Origin of the sequence: Pseudomonas sp. SORGH_AS_0199, assembly GCF_031453735.1 — a bacterium.
In the GTDB taxonomy this organism is placed as follows: Bacteria; Pseudomonadota; Gammaproteobacteria; order Pseudomonadales; family Pseudomonadaceae; genus Chryseomonas; species Chryseomonas aestiva.
This window is the reverse complement of the sequence record NZ_JAVJAE010000001.1, coordinates 763,425-784,133: the sequence shown is the minus strand read 5'-3', so window position 1 is coordinate 784,133 and position 20,709 is coordinate 763,425. Positions and strand designations below refer to the sequence as shown.

19 protein-coding genes and 1 pseudogene are annotated in these 20,709 nt (G+C 66.5%); 12 read left to right on the top strand and 8 right to left on the bottom strand.

Going from position 1 to position 20,709, the window contains the following annotated elements; translation table 11 throughout:
- Positions 1 to 289: 289 nt before the first annotated feature.
- From QE444_RS03730 to QE444_RS03720, 3 genes are read left to right on the top strand one after another with little or no spacing between them, the layout of a single operon-like run.
- Positions 290 to 1,021 carry a gluconate 2-dehydrogenase subunit 3 family protein gene (locus QE444_RS03730; protein ID WP_187980865.1) on the top strand — a complete coding sequence of 244 codons (732 nt, stop codon included), beginning with the start codon at positions 290 to 292 and terminating at the stop codon, positions 1,019 to 1,021.
- A complete protein-coding gene (locus tag QE444_RS03725) occupies positions 1,021 to 2,808 on the top strand; it encodes a GMC family oxidoreductase (protein WP_309737376.1) in 1,788 nt (595 codons plus the stop codon). The genes QE444_RS03730 and QE444_RS03725 overlap by 1 nt, the downstream gene beginning before the upstream one ends.
- An 11-nt stretch (positions 2,809 to 2,819) precedes the next feature.
- Positions 2,820 to 4,163 carry a cytochrome c gene (locus tag QE444_RS03720; RefSeq protein ID WP_309737375.1) on the top strand — a complete coding sequence of 448 codons (1,344 nt, stop codon included), beginning with the start codon at positions 2,820 to 2,822 and terminating at the stop codon, positions 4,161 to 4,163.
- Between the two features lie 8 nt (positions 4,164 to 4,171).
- Here QE444_RS03720 and QE444_RS03715 read toward each other — a convergent pair whose 3' ends face one another.
- Positions 4,172 to 5,086, bottom strand: coding sequence for a LysR family transcriptional regulator (locus tag QE444_RS03715; protein WP_309737374.1), 915 nt, complete (start codon positions 5,084 to 5,086; stop codon positions 4,172 to 4,174).
- 102 nt (positions 5,087 to 5,188) lie between these two features.
- Here QE444_RS03715 and QE444_RS03710 point away from each other — a divergent pair, with 102 nt between their 5' ends.
- The 3 genes from QE444_RS03710 (at position 5,189) to gpmA (ending at position 7,642) form a co-directional block, all read left to right on the top strand.
- Positions 5,189 to 6,178: an aldo/keto reductase gene (locus tag QE444_RS03710; RefSeq protein WP_309737373.1), complete on the top strand. Its 990-nt coding sequence runs from the start codon at positions 5,189 to 5,191 to the stop codon at positions 6,176 to 6,178.
- 361 nt (positions 6,179 to 6,539) lie between these two features.
- A complete protein-coding gene (locus tag QE444_RS03705) occupies positions 6,540 to 6,767 on the top strand; it encodes a hypothetical protein (RefSeq protein ID WP_059316634.1) in 228 nt (75 codons plus the stop codon).
- Positions 6,768 to 6,895: 128 nt separating this feature from the next.
- On the top strand, positions 6,896 to 7,642 hold the full coding sequence (gene gpmA, locus QE444_RS03700) for a 2,3-diphosphoglycerate-dependent phosphoglycerate mutase (protein ID WP_309737372.1): 747 nt from the start codon (positions 6,896 to 6,898) through the stop codon (positions 7,640 to 7,642).
- 144 nt (positions 7,643 to 7,786) lie between these two features.
- On the opposite strand, the gene QE444_RS03695 is transcribed toward gpmA, so the two are convergent.
- The 4 genes from QE444_RS03695 to QE444_RS03680 form a co-directional block, all read right to left on the bottom strand.
- Positions 7,787 to 8,776 carry a YihY/virulence factor BrkB family protein gene (locus tag QE444_RS03695; protein WP_273862588.1) on the bottom strand — a complete coding sequence of 330 codons (990 nt, stop codon included), beginning with the start codon at positions 8,774 to 8,776 and terminating at the stop codon, positions 7,787 to 7,789.
- A gap of 126 nt (positions 8,777 to 8,902) precedes the next feature.
- Positions 8,903 to 9,745: a galactosyltransferase-related protein gene (locus QE444_RS03690; RefSeq protein ID WP_309737371.1), complete on the bottom strand. Its 843-nt coding sequence runs from the start codon at positions 9,743 to 9,745 to the stop codon at positions 8,903 to 8,905.
- Positions 9,742 to 10,779: a hypothetical protein gene (locus QE444_RS03685; RefSeq protein WP_273862590.1), complete on the bottom strand. Its 1,038-nt coding sequence runs from the start codon at positions 10,777 to 10,779 to the stop codon at positions 9,742 to 9,744. Before QE444_RS03685 ends, QE444_RS03690 begins: the two co-directional genes overlap by 4 nt.
- Positions 10,780 to 10,786: 7 nt before the next feature.
- Positions 10,787 to 11,863 carry a glycosyltransferase gene (locus QE444_RS03680; RefSeq protein WP_309737370.1) on the bottom strand — a complete coding sequence of 359 codons (1,077 nt, stop codon included), beginning with the start codon at positions 11,861 to 11,863 and terminating at the stop codon, positions 10,787 to 10,789.
- Positions 11,864 to 12,050: 187 nt separating this feature from the next.
- Between QE444_RS03680 and QE444_RS03675 the strand changes: the two genes are divergently transcribed.
- Positions 12,051 to 12,782, top strand: coding sequence for a glutathione S-transferase (locus tag QE444_RS03675; protein WP_273862592.1), 732 nt, complete (start codon positions 12,051 to 12,053; stop codon positions 12,780 to 12,782).
- Between the two features lie 51 nt (positions 12,783 to 12,833).
- Here QE444_RS03675 and QE444_RS03670 read toward each other — a convergent pair whose 3' ends face one another.
- On the bottom strand, positions 12,834 to 13,025 hold the full coding sequence (locus QE444_RS03670) for a CsbD family protein (protein ID WP_026083651.1): 192 nt from the start codon (positions 13,023 to 13,025) through the stop codon (positions 12,834 to 12,836).
- A gap of 246 nt (positions 13,026 to 13,271) precedes the next feature.
- On the opposite strand from QE444_RS03670, the gene gloA reads away from it, so the two are divergent.
- The 3 genes from gloA (at position 13,272) to QE444_RS03655 (ending at position 15,899) form a co-directional block, all read left to right on the top strand.
- Positions 13,272 to 13,796 (top strand): lactoylglutathione lyase, encoded by a 525-nt coding sequence (gene gloA, locus QE444_RS03665; RefSeq protein WP_133860381.1) that lies wholly within the window; start codon positions 13,272 to 13,274, stop codon positions 13,794 to 13,796.
- Positions 13,797 to 13,992: 196 nt separating this feature from the next.
- Positions 13,993 to 15,621 carry a methyl-accepting chemotaxis protein gene (locus QE444_RS03660; RefSeq protein ID WP_309737369.1) on the top strand — a complete coding sequence of 543 codons (1,629 nt, stop codon included), beginning with the start codon at positions 13,993 to 13,995 and terminating at the stop codon, positions 15,619 to 15,621.
- Positions 15,622 to 15,776: 155 nt separating this feature from the next.
- A complete protein-coding gene (locus QE444_RS03655; protein WP_007161451.1) occupies positions 15,777 to 15,899 on the top strand; it encodes a hypothetical protein in 123 nt (40 codons plus the stop codon).
- Between the two features lie 42 nt (positions 15,900 to 15,941).
- Here QE444_RS03655 and QE444_RS23510 read toward each other — a convergent pair whose 3' ends face one another.
- Both QE444_RS23510 and QE444_RS23505 read right to left on the bottom strand, forming a co-directional pair.
- Positions 15,942 to 16,805, bottom strand: coding sequence for a methyl-accepting chemotaxis protein (locus QE444_RS23510; protein WP_405046458.1), 864 nt, complete (start codon positions 16,803 to 16,805; stop codon positions 15,942 to 15,944).
- Positions 16,797 to 17,567 (bottom strand): annotated as a pseudogene (locus QE444_RS23505) (MCP four helix bundle domain-containing protein); the annotation flags it as partial. The gene QE444_RS23510 and the pseudogene QE444_RS23505, both read right to left, overlap by 9 nt.
- A gap of 660 nt (positions 17,568 to 18,227) precedes the next feature.
- Here QE444_RS23505 and QE444_RS03645 point away from each other — a divergent pair.
- Together QE444_RS03645 and QE444_RS03640 are read left to right on the top strand one after the other, a co-directional pair.
- Positions 18,228 to 18,935 (top strand): carbonic anhydrase, encoded by a 708-nt coding sequence (locus QE444_RS03645; protein WP_133860378.1) that lies wholly within the window; start codon positions 18,228 to 18,230, stop codon positions 18,933 to 18,935.
- Between the two features lie 211 nt (positions 18,936 to 19,146).
- Positions 19,147 to 20,706, top strand: a complete 1,560-nt coding sequence (locus QE444_RS03640) for a SulP family inorganic anion transporter (RefSeq protein ID WP_273862593.1) — start codon at positions 19,147 to 19,149, stop codon at positions 20,704 to 20,706.
- Positions 20,707 to 20,709: the final 3 nt, after the last annotated feature.

The following is a 20,709-nucleotide window of genomic DNA, read 5'->3' as shown; positions in this document are numbered from 1 at the left end:
GAGCGCCAGCAACCTGGTCCACACGGTCGGAAATGCCACCCACGACGGCGAGATCGCCATGCCTGGAGCGTCGCGACCGGTTCTCGCCACACCAAGCTCACCCGAGGCCGCGCCCCAGGCGCTTTTCCCTTCGCGACGGGAGCGAGGGAACTTGCCGGGCCGCGTGGCCTCTGCACAGCTGCGACAAAATGTAACCGCGACCAGTGGATATTGGTAATATTCCAACATATTAGCTAGCTAACCATAAGCCCTGAGTTTTTATGTCGGGCACCTGATGAGACCCCTGACCATGTCCGCAGACGATTCCGTCCCGGCCCGCCGCGACTTCCTGCGCAAGTCCCTGAGCCTGATTCCCGTGGTCGCTCTGGCGGGCGGTGCCCCCTCGGGCCTGGCCCTGGCCGCATCCACGACAGACGCCAAGCCGGGCAGCAGTCCGCGCGCCGACCACTATCAACCGGTGTTCTTCAACGCCGAGGAATGGGCCTTCGTGCAGGCCGCGGTGGCCCGGCTGATTCCGGCGGACGAACTCGGCCCGGGCGCGCTGGAGGCCGGGGCGCCGGAATTCATCGACCGGCAGATGCAGACCGCCTATGCCCGCGGCGGCCTCTGGTACATGCAGGGTCCCTTCGCCATAGATGCTGCACCGGAGATGGGCTACCAGAGTCGCCTGGTACCCCAGGACCTCTATCGCCTGGGCATCGCCGCGGTGGATCGCTGGACCCGTCAGCAGTACGGCAAGGTCTTCGCCGAGCTGGCACCCGCCTACCAGGACGTGGCCCTCAAGGCCCTGGAAAGCGGTGACGCCGCGCTCGAGGGCGTGCCGGCCAAGCTGTTCTTCGCCCAGCTGCTGCAGAACACCAAGGAAGGCTTCTATTGCGATCCGCTGCATGGCGGCAACAAGCAGCTGGTCGGCTGGAAGCTGGTGAATTTCCCCGGCGCCCGCGCCGACTTCATGGACTGGGTGGAGCGCGACGAGCGCTATCCGCTGCCGCCGGTCTCCATTCGCGGGGAGCGCGGTTGATGGCCAAGGTATTGCCCAGCAAGCAGGTAGTGATCGTCGGCTTCGGCTGGACCGGCGCCATCATGGCCAAGGAACTGACCGAGGCCGGTCTGGACGTGGTAGCCCTGGAGCGCGGCAGCTACCGCGACACCTATCCCGACGGCTCCTACCCCCAGGTGATCGACGAACTCACCTACAGCATCCGCAAGAAGCTGTTCGTCGATGTCTCCAAGGAAACCGTCACCATCCGCCACAGCGTCAACGATGTCGCCCTGCCCAACCGCCAGCTCGGTGTCTTCCTGCCCGGCGATGGGGTGGGCGGCGCCGGCCTGCACTGGTCGGGGGTGCACTTCCGCGTCGATCCGGTGGAACTGCGCCTGCGCAGTCACTATGAAGAACGCTACGGCAAGAAATTCATCCCCGACGGCATGACCATCCAGGACTTCGGCGTCAGCTACGGCGAGCTGGAGCCCTACTTCGACTTCGCCGAAAAGGTCTTTGGCACCTCGGGCACCGCCTGGAGCGTCAAGGGCCAGGTCGTAGGCGACGGCAAGGGCGGCAACCCCTATGCCGCGGATCGCTCCAGCGACTTCCCGCTGCCGGCGCAAAAGAACACCGTCTCGGCGCAACTGTTCGAGAAGGCCGCGCGGGACGTGGGTTATCACCCCTACAACCTGCCCTCGGCCAACACCTCGGGGCCTTACACCAACCCCTATGGGTGCCAGATGGGGCCCTGCAACTTCTGCGGCTACTGCAGCGGCTACGTCTGCTACATGTATTCCAAGGCCTCGCCGAATCTCAACATCCTGCCGGCGCTCAAGCAGGAGCCGCGCTTCGAGTTGCGCAGCCAGGCCCATGTGCTGCGGGTGAACCTGGACAGCACCGGCAAGAAGGCCACCGGGGTGACCTACCTGGACGCCCAGGGCCAGGAGCTGGAACAGCCGGCCGACATCGTCATCCTCGCCGCCTTCCAGTTCAACAACGTGCGCCTCATGCTGCTGTCGGGCATTGGCCAGCCCTATGATCCCAGGACCGGCGAGGGCGTGGTCGGGCGCAACTTCGCCTACCAGAACATGGCCACCATCAAGGCCTTCTTCCGCCAGGACCAGCACCACACCAATCCCTTCATCGGCGCCGGCGGCAATGGCGTGGCGGTGGACGACTTCAACGCCGACAACTTCGACCACGGCCCCCACGGCTTCGTCGGCGGCTCGCCTATGTGGGTCAACCAGGCCGGCACCCGGCCCATCGCCGGGGCAGCCAATCCGCCCGGCACGCCCCAGTGGGGCAGTGCCTGGAAAAAGGCCCAGGCCGGCTACTACAACCATCAGCTGTCGATGGACGCCCACGGTGCGCACCAGTCCTATCGCGACAACTACCTGGACCTGGACCCCACCTACCGTGACGCCTATGGCCAGCCGCTGCTGCGCATGACCTTCGACTGGAAGGACAACGACATCCGCATGACCCGCTTCATGGCGGCCAAGATGAAGAAGATCGCCGAGGCCATGAGCCCCGAGCACATCAGCGTCTCGGTCAAGGAGTTCGGCGGGCACTTCAACACCGCCAGCTACCAGACCACCCACCTCAACGGCGGCGCCATCATGGGTACCGATCCCAAGACCAGCGCGGTCAATCGCTACCTGCAGAGCTGGGACGTGCACAACGTCTTCGTGCCGGGCGCCTCGGCCTTTCCCCAGGGCTTGGGCTACAACCCCACCGGCCTGGTGGCGGCCCTGACCTACTGGTCGGCGCGGGCCATCCGCGAGCAATACCTGAAGAACCCTGGCCCCCTGGTGCAGGCATGAGAGGCGCGCCCATGATCCTCCGTACCCTCGCGACCCTGCTGCTGGGCGCCGGTCTGGCCATGACGGCCCAGGCCGCCGAAGAGACTGACCCGGCGCTGGTCAAGAAAGGCGAATACCTGGCCCGGGCTGGCGACTGCGTGGCCTGCCACACGGCGCCGGGCGGCCAGCCCTTCGCCGGTGGTCTGCCCATGCAGACGCCCATCGGCACCCTCTATTCCACCAACATCACCCCGGATCGGCAGACCGGCATCGGCGCCTACAGCTATGCCGACTTCGATGCAGCCATTCGCGAGGGTATAGCCAAGGAGGGTCATACCCTCTATCCGGCCATGCCCTACCCCTCCTATGCCCGGGTCAGCGAGGGCGACATGCGCGCCCTCTATGCCTACTTCATGCACGGCGTGACGCCGGTCGAGCAGGCCAATCGCGATAGCGATATCCCCTGGCCTCTGTCCATGCGCTGGCCCCTGGCGATCTGGCGCCAGCTGTTCGCGCCCGAGGTGGTGCAATTCCAGCCCGCGCCGGACCAGGATCCGGTGGTGGCGCGTGGTGCCTATCTGGTGGAAGGCCTCGGCCACTGTGGCGCCTGCCACACGCCACGCGCCTTCACCATGCAGGAAAAGGCCCTCTCCCCTGCCGATGGCAAGGATTTCCTGGCCGGCAGCGCACCCCTGGAAGGCTGGATCGCCAAGAATCTGCGCGGCGACCAGCGCGACGGCCTGGGTCGCTGGAGCGAAGCGCAGCTGGTGCAATTCCTCAAGACCGGGCGCTCCGCCGACAGCGCCGTGTTCGGCGGCATGACCGAGGTGGTGCAGCACAGCCTGCAGTACCTGAGCGACGCCGACCTGCAGGCCATCGCCCGGTACCTCAAGACCTTGCCAGCCAGGGATCCGCACGATGCGCCCTTCCAGGCCGACGGGCGTGCCGCCGCGGCGCTCTGGCGCGGCGATGACAGTGCCCGGGGCGCCCAGGTCTATGTGGACAACTGCGCCGCCTGCCACCGCACCGATGGCCAGGGTTACGACCGGGTATTCCCGGCGCTGGCCGGCAATCCGGTGCTGCGTACGGCCGATGCCAGTTCGCTGATCAACATCGTGCTCAAGGGCGGCACCCTGCCCGGCCTGCACACCACGCCGTCGATGATCGTCATGCCGCCCTTCGGCTGGCGCCTGAACGATGCCCAGGTGGCCGACGTGGTCAGCTTCATCCGCGCCAGCTGGGGCAACGACGCCGCCCCGGTCAGCGCCGCCGAGGTCGCCAAGTGGCGTACCGACGATACGCGCACCACCTCCGGGGACGATCTCGGCCAGGCCTTCGGTCATGCCCAGCCAGAGCCGCGCGAAGCGGGTAAATAGCGTTCGCTTCAGCGGCGCAGCCAGGCCGGATCCACGGCGGCGAACACCTCCTGCAGCCACTCGACCCAGGCGCGTACCCGCGGCGAGGTCTGGCTGGCCAGGGGGTAGACCGCCGCCAGCGGCAAGTCCGGCGGTGGCTGGTCGGGCAGGACTTCGCACAGCCGGCCGGCCGCCAGATCCGCCGCCACGTGATAGCGCGGCGCCTGGATCAGGCCCAGCCCGGCCAGGGCGGCACCGACATAGACGTCGGCGCCGCTGAGGGTCAACCGTCCGGGCTGATCCAGACAGTGCAGCTCACCCTCGTGCCGGAATTCGAAGGGCAGCCGACGACCGCTGCGCTGGGAGCGGTAGTGCACCAGCTGGTGCTGGGCGAGATCCGCGAGGCTGTCCGGCAGGCCCTGGTGCGCCAGGTAGTCCGGACTGGCACAGGTCACCTGCACCAACTCGCCCAGCGCCTGGGCGGCCAGGCCTTCGTCGAGCAGGGGTCCGCTGCGCAGCACGCAGTCGATGCCCTCGCCGATCACGTCCACCGGTCGATCGTCGGCGCTGACGACCAGCTCCAGTTCGGGATAGCGGCGACAGAAGTCCGGCAGCGCCGGTATCACTAGCGCCCGCCCCAGGGCCCCGGGCAGATCGACGCGCAGCCGACCGCGTGGCTGACGCCGCCGCTGGCTGAAGGCGCCTTCGATGTCATCCAGCTCGGCCAGCCAGCCGACGCAGCGCTCGTAGTAGGCGGCGCCGTCCAGGGTCGGACTGACCCGCCGGGTGGTGCGATGCAGCAGCGTCACGCCCAGATGGGCTTCCAGCTGCTGCACCAGCAGGGTCGCCATTGCGGGTGACAGGCCAAGATCGGCGGCCGCCCGGCTGAAGGAGCGGCGCTCGACGATCCGCACGAAGCCGCGCATGGCTGCCAATCGGTCCAAGATTCTTCAATCCCATCGAATACTGCCTGTCTCGATAGCAGCTTTGTTGACGCCCTTTCAATAGCGAGACTGAGCCGGTCTTTCACGAACGGAGCGTACGTCATGCTGCAACGACAACTGGGCCGCGATGGCCCGCAGGTATCCGCAATGGGGCTGGGCTGCATGGGCATGAGCGAGTTCTATGGCGCCACCGACGAGAGCGAGGCCCTGGCCACCCTGGACCTGGCCCTGGAACGCGGCGTGACCCTGCTGGATACCGCCGATGCCTATGGCCCTCATCACAACGAGGAATTGCTGGGCCGAGCCCTGCGCGGACGCCGCGAGCAGGTATTCCTGGCCAGCAAGTTCGGTCTGGTGCGCAGCGAAGATCCTGATACCCGTGGGGTGAATGGCCGGCCCGACTACGTGCGTCAGGCGGTGGAGGGCAGTCTGCGCCGGCTGGGCATCGAGCATCTCGATCTCTACTACCAGCACCGGGTCGATCCCGAGGTGCCGATCGAAGACACGGTGGGCGCCATGGCCGAGCTGGTGCAGGCCGGCAAGGTGCGCTACCTGGGGCTGAGCGAGGCCTCCAGCGCGACCCTGATCCGCGCCCAGCATGTCCATCCCATCGCGGCCCTGCAGAGCGAGTTTTCGCTCTGGTCACGCGATCCCCAGGAACACGGCGTGCTCGCCACCTGCCGCGAACTGGGAGTCGCCCTGGTGGCCTACAGCCCGCTCGGCCGCGGTTTTCTCACCGGCGCCCTGAAATCACCGGAGGATTTCGCCGCGGATGACTATCGCCGCCTGAGTCCGCGCTTCCAGGGCGAGAATTTCCAGCGCAATCTGGCGTTGGTGGAACAGGTACGCGCCCTGGCCGGCGCCAAGGGCGTCACGCCCGGCCAGCTGGCCCTGGCCTGGGTGCTGGCCCAGGGCGAGGACATCATCCCTATCCCCGGCACGCGCCAGCGGCGTTATCTGCAGGAGAATCTTGCCGCGCTCGACGTGCAGTTGAGCGCAGCCGAGGGCGCCGAATTGGCTCGGCTGTTTACCCCGGAACAGGTGGCCGGTACGCGCTATCCCGCCGCCTGGATGCAGCTCGTCGAGCGCTAGTGACCATCAAGCCCGTCGCCGACCGACGGGCTTGCACGGCTGGCATCGATCCTGCTAGCTTGATCGGGTTAGTACCAAGCTGACCCCAATCGCTGGACGCCTTTCCGCTCGTTGTAGCAGCGTGAAACAAGCGTCACCCAGATCAAACCGATCCCTCGATTGCTCAGGATCTGCCGCCCTGGCCTCTGAATCTCGTGCCCGGCCGGTTGCCTGCCTTCCCAAGTACTTACCTGCATGCCTGGGCATCTTGTCCACACGCTGCCTTCCTCCAGCCAGAGATTCAGCCGTCGGCCGTTATGGGTACGAGGTTGCTGGAGTTATTTCACCGCGCCGACTGAGCGTGGGTCCCAAGGATAGACAGATGAACATTCAAAATCAGGCCATCGCGGCCATGCAACACCTTCAAGCGGCCTTTGCACCGTTCCAATGCATCACCACCCCGGCTTCGCGCAAGGGCGGTTTCAGCTTTACCGTGGTCGACGAGCGCGGTGTCGCCTGTCGCAGCGAGCGTCTCTATCCCGAGCAGTACAACGCTGCGGCCGGGCTGGAACGCGTCATCGAACGTACCCGTCGCGCCCTGGTGGCCTGAAGCGCCACACGAGTGCCGGACGCATCACGGTTTCCGTGATGCCCATGCCGGCAGCCTCCATCTGCGGTATGTTTGGCACAGCTTCGCGTAGGCGTGAGCCAAACAATGAATCCCAAGATGGAGGTCGCATGTCGCAAGTCGTATTCATCCGCCATGGCCAGTCGGCGTGGAACCTGGAAAACCGCTTCAGTGGCTGGGCGGATGTGGATCTGACCGAACAGGGGATCCGCGAGGCCCACGAAGGCGGCCAGGCGCTCAAGGACGCCGGCTTCCTCTTTGACGTGGCCCATGTCTCGGTGCTCAAGCGCGCCGTGCGGACCCTCTGGCACGTGCAGGAAGGCATGGACCAGATGTGGCTGCCGGTGGTGAGCGACTGGCGCCTCAATGAGCGTCACTATGGTGGCCTGACCGGCCTCAACAAGTCAGAGACCGCGGCCAAGTACGGCGAAGAGCAGGTACTGGTCTGGCGCCGCAGCTACGACGTGCCGCCGCCCGAGCAGAGCGTCGAGGAGCAGCAGGCCCTGGCCGCCGATCCGCGCTATGCCGGTCTGTCGCTGGATCAGGTGCCGCGCACCGAATGCCTCAAGGATTGCGTCGAGCGCGTGCTGCCCTACTGGAACGAAGTCCTGGCCCCGGCCATCCGCAGTGGCCAGCGCGTGCTGGTGGTCGCCCATGGCAACTCCATGCGTGCCCTGATCAAGTACCTGGACAATATCTCCGACAGCGACATCGTCAGCCTCAACATCCCCAACGGCGTGCCGCTGGTGTACGAGTTCGACGAGAATCTCAAGCCCACCAGGCACTACTACCTGGCCGACCCGGACGAGGTCGCTGCCAAAATGGCCGCGGTGGCCAATCAGGGCAAGGCGAAGTAAGGCGTTTTCGTCCTGCTTCGATCGCGGCCATGGCCGCGATAGTCCGAAAACCCAGACCCGTAGCGTGGAAAATCGCTTGGCGTTTTCCACAAGCAGGGTCGCTGGTGAACGGTGGACAAGGCTGGCGCCGATATCCACCGTACCTCAGGTGCGACCGTTCGGTCGTTGCACCACCCGGGCTTCACCCAGGACGCCTTCATGCTGGGCGCCCTCGTCCTGCCCCGCCTGAATCTCTTCGTCGGCTTCCACGCCCCCATCGCCTGGCGTCTTCTCGCCCTTTTCCTTGCCGTCGTCGCTGTGGTGTTCGATCACCGCATTGATCTCCGCGCCGAACAGCAGCACCGCTGAAGACAGATAGAAGTACAGCAACAGCACGATGATGGCGCCGATGCTGCCGTAGGTGGCGTTGTAGTTGGCGAAGTTCTGCACATAGTAGCCAAAGCCCAGGGATGCCAGGATCCAGACCACCACCGCCAGCACCGAGCCGGGGGTGATGAAGCGGAAGCTCTGCTTCACGTCCGGGGTGACGTAGTAGAGCGCCGCCACGGCGATCATCAGCAGGGCCACCGCCAGTGGCCAGCGGATCAGCGCCCAGAGGGTCACCATGTAGTCCTCCAGCCCCACGTAGGCAGCTAGCCAGTTCATCACCTGGGGCCCGAGCACCATCAACGCCGCAGCGCTGAGCAGGATTCCGGCGAGGCCGATGGTGTGCAGCACCGACAGCGGAATGCGCTTCCAGGCCGGACGGCTTTCCACCACGTCATAGGCGCTGTTCATGGCGGTCATCAGCGAGCGGAAGCCACCGGACGCGGACCAGAGCGCGACAATGATACTGAAGGACAGCAGGCCGCCCTTCTGCGTCTGCAACTGGTCGATGATGGGATTGACCGTATCCAGGGCGGTGGGCGGCAGCAGGTAGGCGGCCTGTTCGCGCAGGAAGGTGAAGAAGTCCGGCAGGTGCAGGAAACCGATCAGGGCGATCAGGAACAGCAGGAAGGGAAACAGCGAAAACAGCATCTGGTAGGCCAGTGCCGCTGCATAGGTGGGCATGTCGTCGGCCACGAATTCCTGGACGGCACGCTTGATGAGGGTGAACGGCGAAACGCCGCGCAGGCTGAAGGCAAACAAGGACATGACGGCTCCTGACGAACGTTCCTCACGAAGGATTCCTGGGGCGGACCTGCCCGGCCCGCACCCGGCGGCTTTGCAGGTCCGCCCTACCTTCAGAGTGGCAGCAGCCGGGTTGGTTGCGCCCTGACGTCAGAAGCCGGAACCCGAGGCATCCCGGCAGGCGGCGATCTCGGCGGCCGTGGGCATCCTGAGTTCCTCTATCCCGCGGCTTTCATCGAAACGGATGAAGCCGGCGGCGGCGAATTCGCGTAGCCAGCCATCCATGGGCCACAGCCCCCAGCGCGCCTGGAAGCGCCGGGCGTTCTCCAGGATGCTGGCGAAATGATTGAGCGGTGGGTGATAGGTCGGATGGTACTGATGGAAAGCGCGCGCCTCGACCTGATAGACGGGCACCCCCGCCTCGCGGGCGCGAAAGGCGAAGTCGGTGTCCTCGCCGCCATAGCCGCGATAACCCTCGTCGAAGCCGCCGATGCGACCGAAGGTGGCGCGGGTACAGGCGAAGTTGAGCGACCAGAACAGCGGATGGGGAATCGCCTCGCCCGGTGGACGCTCCCGGTGCAGGGGATGGACGACACCGCTGGCGAGCAGCTCCTCCGGCGTCCAGTCGCCTTCCGCGATTCCAGCCGGCAGGTAGTGGACGAAGCCCTGGTGCAGGGCCTCGGGGCGCGTGGTCAGCGCCTGGCGATAGGCATCGAGCAATCCGGGCGCGGGGATGCAGTCCACGTCGAGAAACACCAAGTCCTCGCCTGGTGCGGCGGCTACGGCGGCATTGCGCGCGGCGGCCAGGGGCAGGATGCCGTCGCCTGCCACGCCAAGCACCTGAATTGGAAAGCCTGGGCTGTGCAGCGCACGCGGCGGCTCGTTCATCTGCACCACCACCAGGGCCGCCGGAGGCGTCGGCGCAAATTCCAGCCCACGGATGAGATTGGCCAGTTGCCGCTCGCGACCTTTGACCAGGGTCAGGACGATCATGCCAGCACCTCTTGGGCGACCTGCCGAATACAGGCAGCGGCGCGCTGGGCACCCGCGCCGTCGCTTACTGCCATCCAGCCCTCGGGATCGAGCCCGCGGGTCCTGGCCAGCAGTTCCGGCCAGGCGTCGTCGGCGGGCCAGCTTTCGCAGGTGATCGCCAGGCCCTGCGCGGCCAGCAGGCGCCCGGTGGACAGTTGCTCGTCGAAGGGCCGGGCATCCGGCAGACAGAGGAAACGACAGCGCAGGTCGGCCAGTTCCGCCACCAGGCTGTCACCCGCCGAGCCGACCACCAGCTCGGCGCGGGTCAGCCAGGGTGCGGGATCGGCGACGCTGCCCAGGAAGCTCAGATTGGCCGGCGCCTCGGTCGCGTCGTCCAGCACCGGACCCAGTACCGTCCAGCGCCAGTCGGGACAGGCCCGGGCCGCCGCGACCAGCCGCGCGCGACCGAAAGCGGTGCCGCCATGGCCGGCGATGACGGTGACCGTGCCGGGCTCGCGGAGGCGGTCGGGTTGCGGCCCGGCATAGCGCGACAGGCTGCCGGCATAGCAGGTCTTGGCCCGCCAGGAAGCCGGGGTGGCAGGCTCTTCCAGGCATTGCGGATAGGGCGCCAGCAGGCGACTGGCACTGGCGTAGGCCAGTTCGTGGGCGGCATCGAAGCGACTGCCGCGCTGGCGCAGGTAGATTGTCGGCACGCCGCACAGCCGGGCCAGCAGGGCCACCTCCACCGAGACGTCGACCACCAGCAGGCAGGGCCAGGCGCGGCGGAACCAGTCCACCAGCAGGCCCATGCGCTCGCGCAACCCTGCCACGCCGAGTGGCGCATAGTGCAGGCAGGCGAAGGCTTCGCCTTCGACGCCAGGGGCCACGTCGGGCGGCAGCGGACAGAGCCGGACGTTGGGCAGCGCCACCTGCTCGGGCAGGCGACTGCCGAACAGGGTCAAAGGGCCGTCGAAAGCAGCGGCGATGGCCAGGGCGCGGGTCACGTGGCCGGCGCCATGATGGTGGGCGTAGTAACCGATGTTCAGCTCAGTCACGGGCGGTCTAGCCACGGGCCACCCGGCCGGCGGCGACATCGGCGAGCAGGCGCTCGTAGCGGTCGATCATCAGCCGGTGGCTCCACTGCGCCTCGGCCCGCGCCCGGCAGGCGTCACGGGACAGCGACAGGGCTTCGCGCAGGGCCGCCGCCAGGGCCGGCACATCGCCCGGCGGGGCCAGGGCACCGGTCTCGGCGGTGAGCAGTTCCGGCAGGGCACCGCGGGCAAAGGCGGCGACCGGCGTGCCGCAGGCCAGGGCCTCGGCGACGATCAGGCCGAAGGGTTCGTCCCAGCAGGGCGTGACCAGGCACGCACGGGCCTGGGCGACTTCGACCGCCAGGGCGGTACGGTCCAGGTGCCCGAGGTAGACGGCCTGCTCGCCCAAGCGCGGCGCGATCTCCTGGCGGAAATAGCGCTCGTCGGTGGCCTGGCCGGCCAGGCGCAGGGGTACGCCGGCCTCGCGCGCGGCATCCAGCGCCAGGTGCGGCCCCTTGTCCGGCACCAGGCGGCCGAACCAGAGGGCATGGTCGCCGATCGGCGTAGCGCGCGGGCGCCAGGCGTCGAGGTCGATGCCGTTGGGAATCACGTGGCAGGCCGGCGCCAGATGCGCCCAGTTGTCGGCATTGGCCTGGGAGACGGTGCAGTAGTGGCCGCCACCGCGCTTGTGCAATTCGCCGATGGCGTTGATCAGTTCGAAGAACGGCGGGGTGTGCAGCACCGTGAGCATGGGCGTGCGGATCAGCCCTGACATGGTCACCGGGACATAGTGCAGGGCATTGTTGAAGATGACGTCGAAGCCATGGCCATCGATGCGCTGCAGGCAGTCGAGATAGCCGTGGTGCTCGTCGAGGTACTCGGAGCTGAGCACGTTGCGCTTGCGCCGGCAGCCGTCCGTGCCGTAGTTGCCGTCGTCGAGGATGGGCACCACCTCCAGCTCTGGCGCCGAGGCCGAACTGGCGAACAGCGTCACCGCGTGGCCACGCCCGCGCAGTTGCAGGGTGATGTCGTAGGTGAAGGCTTCGAGACCACCGGCGAAGGGCTGGCGTACCGGGTGTTTCACGTGGGTGAGAATGCCTATGCGCATGGAACCGTCCGCCTGCTGTTGCCTGTCATCCCACCGTCCTTATCGCGAGCCGCTGGTTGATAGGAGTCTCAGCGACGGGAATTGGTTGTGCGCTTCGTCGTGAAAGCCGCGCGGCGGGCAAACCTCCGAAGCGGACCAGGGGTCAGCTCTCCTGGACCCGTATTCCCAGCAGACGACGGAGGTTTCCATGCGTTATGAATTGCACTACTGGCCCAGCATCCAGGGCCGCGGCGAATTCGTCCGCCTGGCGCTCGAAGAGGCCGGCGCACGCTATCTGGATGTCGGCAATGCCCCGGAGGACGAAGGTCTGGGCATACCCGCCATGGAGGACTACCTGCAAGGCCAGAAGACCCGTCGGCCGCCCTTCGCCCCACCCTTTCTCAAGGCCGGCGACGAGGTCGTCTCCCATGTCGCCAACATCCTCCAGTTCCTCGGGCCACGGCTGGACCTGGTACCGGCCGATGAAGAATCCCGTTTCTGGGTCCACGGCCTGCAGCTGACCATCACTGACCTCACCGCCGAGGCCCACGACGTCCATCATCCGGTGGCCATCTCCCTGACCTATGAAGAGCAGCAGGACGAAGCCCGGCGGCGGGCCAAGGCCTTTGCCGGCGAGCGGATCCGTACCTACCTGAGCTATTTCGAGCGGGTGCTGGGCTTCAACCCGGCAGGCGACAGCTGGCTGGTGGGCGAGCGTCGCTCCTATGTCGACCTGTCGCTGTTCCAGGTGGTGGCCGGCCTGACCTACGCCTTCCCCAACGCCATGCGGCGGCTGGCGCCGGAGATACCGCGGGTGCTGGCCGTGGCCGAGCGGGTGGCCGCGCTACCCAACATCGCCGCCTACCTGGCCTCGCCACGCCGCCTGGCCTTCAGCGAGAACGGCATCTTCCGCCATTATCCAGAGCTGGATCCGGCCTGACGGGCAAAAGAAAAGGCCGCCCTGGGGCGGCCTTTTCCGTACAGCCTGGGCTCAGGCGCGGTCGATGGTGTTCTTGACCGCTTCCTTGCCCTTGCCGACGTTCTTTTGCAGTTTGCCTTCGGCTTCCTGGGCACGACCCTCGCCTTTCATGCGCGAGTTGTCGGTGGCATCGCCGACGCCTTGCTTGACCTTGCCGGCCACTTCTTTGGCGGTACCCTTGATCTTGTCGCTGGTGCTGCTCATATCAGTCTCCTTGGGATCGCACAGGCAGTGCGCTTGTAAAATCCGACTGCGGCTCTAACCGGGAGGTTTCGACCATTCGTCGCACAGCGCAGCGGCCAAAAGCATCAGGAAGCTTTGGGCAGCGGTTCCGGAAGCCTTTAGACTTCCTGCCCTTTTTCGTGAGCGACCACCCAGGCGCCTTTCCCGCCGGGAACGTTGCGCGGGGCCGCCTCTCCAATTTTCACACCCCTTCACCGGAGACTTCTGATGTCGCTGAGCCAATTCGACAACCTGCCGGGCGTGACCGCCCAGCCCGACGCCGCCACCCGCGAGTTCGTCTTCAACCACACCATGCTGCGGGTCAAGAACCTGGAGACCTCGCTGGACTTCTACACCCGCGTGCTGGGTTTCACCGTAGTCGATCACAAGGACTTCCCGGACGCCAAGTTCAGCCTGACCTTTCTTGCCCTGGTCGATCGCAACCAGGTACCGGAAGATCCGCAGGCCCGCCAGCACTGGCGCAAGTCCACCCCGGGCATTCTCGAACTGACCCATAACCACGGTACCGAAGACGATGCCGGCTTCAGCTACCACAATGGCAACAGCGATCCGCGCGGCTTCGGCCACACCTGCGTGGCGGTCCCGGACATCCGCGCCGCCTGCGAGCGCTTCGAGCAACTGGGCGTGGCCTTCCAGAAGCGCCTGACCGACGGCAGCATGAAGGAAATCGCCTTCATCAAGGACCCCGATGGTTACTGGGTCGAAGTCATCCAGTTCACCCCGCTGTCCTGATCCCTCCGGGCCCGGCGTCCGTCGGGCCCACCCTGCCTGTCCTTCTGAAGACATCCGACGACTTTTCGGCGCTTAACTGATACCGACTGGCTCCAGGCCATCGACGCCTGCTCATGCCTTTGGCGTACTGCTGGCGAAAAGCCTTACCAAAGTCGTATTGCGCACCCCAGCCAGCGACGTCGTCAGAGAGCCCAACATGAACAAAACAACAAGAATCCGTACCGGGATGTACAGCGTGCTCAGCCTGTTCGTCGCCTGCCTGCTGCTGGCTTGCCTGTATGGGTGGCTCAGCGCCCGGACCAGTGCCCAGCAGATCCGCGACCTGGATAGTCTGACCATGGAACAGCTGGACAAGGTCAACAACGCCGCCACCTGGATCAGCCGCGCCAGCGCCAACTCCCATACCGCCATGCTCGACCGGGTCAACGGCGATGCGGCCAAGGCCGAGAAAGGCGTGAAGCTGGCGCTGGAGCGGTTGGACATCGCCCGCAAGCTGATTACCGACATGCAGGCCAGCGTCAGCGATCCCAAGCTGAGCGGCCAGATCGAAGCCATGCTCAAGGCCTTCGACGCCTACAAGGTCATCGTCGAAGGACAGATCGCCGCCTGCCGGGCCGGCGACCTGCCCGGCTACATCCGTATCAGCGACGGGGCCAAGGGGGCCAGCACGGCCTTCGCCGACACCCGTCAGGCCTTCACCGACGAGATCACCGGCCGTATCGCGGCCACCCTCGCCGCCTCCGACAGTCGCGTGTCCCAGGCCCAGATCGGCAGCCTGCTGCTGGTCGGTCTGACCCTGCTGCTGGCAGTGCTCTCCGGCTGGTTCATCGCCCGCCGGGTGCTGGCCCCGCTCAACGAAGCCGGCGAGCACTTCGCCGCCATGAGCGAAGGCGATCTGACCCGCCGTATCGAGGTGCGCAGCCATGACGAGATCGGCCAGCTGTTCGCCGGCCTCGCCACCCTGCAGAGCCGCCAGCGCGACACCCTGGCCCAGCTCAATCGCACCGCCGAGCAACTCGACAGCGCCGCCCAGGAACTGGGCGAGGTGACGGCCCAGAGCAACCGCACCCTGAATCAGCAACAGCAGGAACTGGAACAGGCCGTGACGGCGGTGACCGAGATGACCACCGCCGTGGAAGAGGTGGCCCGCAATGCCGCCTCCACCTCGGATACCGCCCGCGAATCCGATCGCCTGGCCACCGGCAGTCGCGGTCAGGTAGCCCAGGTGCTCAGTGAATTGCAGAGCATGCAGACCACGGTCAACGAAAGCGAAACCGTGATCGCCAGCCTGGCGCAGCAGGCCGACCAGATCGGCAAGGTGCTGGACGTGATCCGCGCGGTCTCCGAGCAGACCAACCTGCTGGCGCTCAATGCCGCCATCGAGGCCGCGCGCGCCGGCGACGCCGGCCGTGGCTTCGCCGTGGTGGCCGACGAGGTGCGCAGCCTGGCCCAGCGCACCCGCCAGTCGACCCTGGAGATCGAGCAGATGATCGGCAACATCCAGGCCGGCACCGGTCAGGCGGTGACCGCCATCCAGCGCAGCAACACCCTGGCCGGCACCACCCTAGAAACCACCGAGCGGACCGGCCAGAGTCTGGAGCACATCTTCGTCGCCATCGGCGACATCAACGAACGCAACCTGGTCATCGCCAGCGCCGCCGAGGAACAGGCCCAGGTGGCGCGGGAGGTGGATCGCAACCTGATCAACATCCGCGAACTGGCGGGCGTGTCCAAGCGCGGCGCCGACCAGATCGAGACCTCCAGTCGCCAGCTGGTCGCACTGACCCGCGAGATCCACGGCCTGGCGGCGCGCTTCCACGTCTGACCGGCCAGGCGACTACCCGGGAACAGGCGTCCCGGGGTAGCCGCGGCTTTACCCAACTTTACGTTTTCTTGGCATGACGTCGCCGCCGCTACAGGAGAAAATTGGCCCGGGCGCCAGGCGTGGCGCCCGTTCTCGCCACGGAGCTGCCTGACGTCATGACGACCTGCCCTACCCCGCGCGGCCCTCGCCTGAGGTGCCTGCTGCTGTCCTTTCTCGCCTCGCCCCTGGGTCTGCTGGTGGTGCTAACCGGCGTGCTGCAACTGCTCGGCCCCGGCTAGGGCCGCAGCGTCCGGCCACCGAAGCGGCCGGAACCGCCTGGCTCACAGGCGGAAGCGCGTGACCAGGCCATTGAGGTCCACGGCCAGGCGCGACAGCTCGGCGCTGGCGGCGCTGGACTGCTCGGCACCCGCGGCGGTCTGGACCGACAACTCGCGGATGTTCACCAGGTTGCGATCCACTTCGCGGGCCACCTGGGCCTGCTCTTCCGCCGCGCTGGCGATCACCAGATTGCGCTCGTTGATGCCGCCGATGGCGCCATGGATGCGCTCCAGGGCATGGCCTGCGCCGCGCGCCACCTCCAGGGTCGACTGGGCCCGCTCGGTGCTGCTGCGCATGGCCGCCACCGCCTGCTCGGTGCCCTGCTGGATGGTGCCGATGGAGGTCTCGATCTCGCGGGTCGACTCCTGGGTGCGATGGGCCAGGGCCCGCACCTCGTCGGCCACCACGGCGAAGCCGCGACCCGCTTCACCGGCGCGCGCCGCCTCGATGGCGGCATTGAGCGCCAGCAGATTGGTCTGTTCGGCGACGCTGCGGATCACGTCGAGCACCTTGCCGATGTCGTTGACCTGTACCGCCAGATCGCCCACCAGGGTGGCACCGTGCTGGACGTCGTCGCTCATGGTGGCGATGGCGCCCACGGTTTCCTGCACCAGATCGCGGCCGTCACGGGCCACGCCGGCCGATTCCTGGGAGGCCTGGGAGGTATTGACGGCATTGCGCGCCACCTCGTCCACCGCCGACGACATCTGGTTCACCGCGGTGGCGGCCTGTTCGATCTCGGCGTTCTGGCGTTGCAGGCCGCGACTGGATTCATCGGTCACGGCATTGAGTTCTTCCGCCGCCGAAGCGAGCTGGGTGGCCGAGCCAAGGATGCCCTGCAGGGTCTGGCGCAGCTGGCCCTGCATGGTTTTCATGGCCTGCAGCAGGCGCGCGGCCTCGTCGCGGCCTTCGCTGTGGATCTCCTGGCTGAGGTCGCCGGTGGCGATCACCTCGGCGGCCTGCACGGCGCGGGCGATGGGCTGGGTGATGCTGCGGATCAGCAGCCAGGCGAAGACCACGGTCAGCAGCGCAGTGGCCGCCAGCAGCAGCACCAGCCACTGGATGGCATGGCTATAGTCGGCAGCGGACTGGGCGTTGGCCGCGGCGGTCTGCTGATCCACCAGGTCGGTGAGTTGCTTGAGCACGCCATTGACCGCATCGGAGTTGGCCAGCAGGTCTTCGTTGAGCAGGCGGCGCAGGGGCTCCAGCTGATCGGCGGCGGAAAATGCCAGCATGCGCTGCTGCAGACCGTCGTACTGGGCGATCAACTGACCGTAGCGGCTGTAGGCGGTGCGCTCTTCGTCAGACTGGATCAGCGCCTCGTAGCGCTGCTGGGCGGCGCGCATCTGGCCATTGCGCTGCTGGAACAGCGCCTGGGTCTTGGCGATGATCTCCGGCTCGCGATTGAGCAGCAAGCGATAGGAAAGTACCCGCAGGCGCAGGGTCAGGGCGGTCAGCTCGTCGAGCGCGGCCACGCGCGGCATGGCGCGGTCTTCGATGGCCAGGCCCGAGGCGCGGATGTCGTTCATCTTGACCAGGGCGGTGCCGCCGAGCAGCAGCAGGAGCAGACCGATAAAGGCGAAACCAAGGGTGGCACGCCGCGCGATAGAGAGATTGCGAAAGGACATGGAGAGTTTCCGTTGAGCCTGGAAAGCACCCGCTATCGACCGCACCGTGCAAATCCTGAGGTCCGTTGTCGGACCGGATTTCTCCACCCCTGTCGAGCAAAGGCCGCAAACCCTTGTCCTATAGGGCATCGGAGCTATTGAAAGGCTGGCGAAAGGTCTAGGCTGCGGCACTGTGCCGCAGATCACAGGCCGGAGGCAAAGTGGGCGAAAGACGCTCGATTTCCCCCAGCGGCATTGCGTTCACATTTTTGCACATCTCTCGCAAGCCACTGATCGCCAAGGAAATCTGTTCGGCTATCGCGATTCACGTTTTCTTCACGGGGAAAAGCGCGATTCGGCGCCTATATTCCGGCTTCGTGCCGATAAAAGGTCTAAAAGCGCTGATCGTGCAGCGATAATGGCTGGATGATCTCAGTATAAGTTTGAAATATCTTCTGCGTTGTCCGTCACGAGCTATTGTTTCAGCGTGGATTAAGGTTGAGGCCACCAAGATGACCTGCCGGGTGCCAGGACGCTGCCCGGATACGCGATGGACCGCCAGACAATGAAGCCACCGGCACCCCAGAGGGCCGGGGCGTATCGAGGCGATGCCAGGGGGCGTCTAGCCACTAACCAGCGCTTGCCGCTGCCATTGCGTACTTGAGAAGAGGTCAGAAACAGATGAGCGACAACACGGATACCTTCGGCGCACCCGACGAGGCCCTCCTGCAGCTGGTCGATGGTTTCAAGCGTTTCCGCCAGGATGTCTTTCCCGAACAGGAAGCGCTGTTCAAGAAACTCGCCAGTGCGCAGTCGCCCAAGGCCATGTTCATCACCTGCGCCGACTCGCGCATCGTCCCGGAACTGATCACCCAGAGTTCGCCAGGCGATCTGTTCGTGACCCGTAACGTCGGCAACGTGGTACCCCCCTATGGCCAGATGAACGGCGGCGTGTCCACTGCCATCGAGTACGCGGTCGTGGCCCTGGGCGTTAAGCACATCATCATCTGCGGCCACTCCGACTGCGGCGCCATGAAAGCCGTACTCAATCCCGATCCGCTGGAAAAGATGCCGACGGTAAAGGTCTGGCTGCGCCATGCCGAGGTCGCCCGTACCGTGGTCGAAGACCATGGCCATTGCGACTGCGGCCACGGCGGCACCCTGGGCTTCCTCACCGAGGAAAACGTGGTGGCCCAGCTGGTCCACCTGCGCACCCACCCCTCGGTGGCGTCGCGTCTGGCCAGCGGTCAGCTGCAGATCCACGGCTGGGTCTATTCCATCGAGACCAGCGAGATCAAGGCGTACGACGCCCAGCAGGAGCGCTTCCTGCCCCTGGATGGCGAAAACATGCCGGTCGCCACCCCGCGTCCGCGCCTGCAACCGGCCTGATCCACCGCGGCCAGCCGGTTCGCCGGCTGGCCGCCCCGAGACGGGTCGCTCGGCCCGCCTCCATAACAGCGCACTGCGCCGGACGATCCCACCTTGGGGCTCCATGGGGATCGCCTACCCTAGCCGCTAGCCGCCTGAATCCCGAACCGTGTCATATGACGTGATATGACGCGCGGGCACCCTTTTTCCTAGTCGCTGGAGGACCAGGACCATGCTTGGCAATCAACAGACCCCGGGGCGCAACCTGTCGCGCGACGCCCTGGCCTCACTGGTAGTGTTTCTGGTCGCCCTGCCGCTGTGCATGGGGATCGCCATCGCCTCCGGCATGCCGCCGGCCAAGGGCATCATCACCGGCATCATCGGTGGCCTGGTGGTCGGCTTTCTCGCCGGCTCGCCGCTGCAGGTCAGCGGTCCGGCCGCCGGCCTGGTGGTGCTGGTGTTCGACCTGATCAACCGCCATGGCATCGAGGCGCTGGGCCCGGTACTGCTGCTCGCCGGCCTGCTGCAACTCATCGCCGGCTTCACCCGGCTGGGCGCCTGGTTCCGCGTCACTTCACCGGCGGTGGTCTACGGCATGCTCGCCGGCATCGGCATCCTCATCGTGCTCTCGCAGCTGCATGTGATGCTGGACGCCAAACCGGCGGCCTCGGGTCTTTCCAACCTGCTGGCCTTCCCGGGCGCCGCCCTCACCGCGGCGGGCCAGTGGAACGGCAGTGGCAGCGGCGCCCAGGCGGCGCTGATCGGGCTACTGACCATCGCCAGCATGTGGCTGTGGGAGAAATTCCGCCCACAGACGCTGCGCTTCCTGCCCGGCGCCCTGATCGGCGTGACCTTGGCGACCCTGGCCAGTCTCTGGCTGGCGCTGGACATCCGCCGGGTGGAAGTGCCCAACAACCTGGCCGACGCCATCGACTGGGTGACCTTCGCCGACCTCGGCATGCTGGCCAACGCCGAACTGGTGGTGGCCGCCCTGGCCCTGGCCTTCATTGCCAGTGCCGAGACCCTGCTCTCGGCCGCCGCGGTGGACCGCATGCACAACGGACCGCGCTCGCACTTCGACCGCGAACTGGGTGCCCAGGGGATCGGCAATCTGCTCTGCGGCGCCGTCGGCGCGCTGCCCATGACCGGGGTCATCGTGCGCAGCTCGGCCAATGTCCAGGCCGGCGCCACCAGTCGCGCCTCCGCCATCCTGCATGGCCTCTGGCTACTGGCCTTCGTCGCCGCCTTGCCCTTCGTGCTCAAGCTGGTGCCGGTGGCGAGCCTGGCCGGCGTGCTGGTGTTCACCGGCGTCAAGCTGGCCGATCCCAAGTCGCTGACCGGACTCAAGCGCTATGGCCGGACGCCCATGGTCATCTATGCCCTGACCGCCCTGATGATCGTCGCCACCGATCTGCTGACCGGGGTGCTGGTGGGCTTTGGCCTGTCGATCGCCTTCCTGGCGGTCAAGGCGGCCCAGCTCAAGGTCAGCCTGACCTATCGCGAAGACCAGCCGGACCAGGCCGATCTGCGCCTGGTGGGCGCCGCGACCTTCCTGCGCGTGCCCCAGCTGACCAAGGTGCTGGAGCAGGTCAAGCCGGGCACTACCCTGCACGTGCCCCTGGAGCGCGTCTCCTATATCGATCACGCCTGCATGGAGCTGCTGGAAGACTGGGGACGGACCCAGGCCAGCAATGGCATGCGCCTGGTGATCGAGCCCAAGGCACTGGAGCGGCGCCTGGAAGGCCAGGCACCGGCGGGTCAACCGGTCATGCCGACCCAGGCACCGGCCTGATCC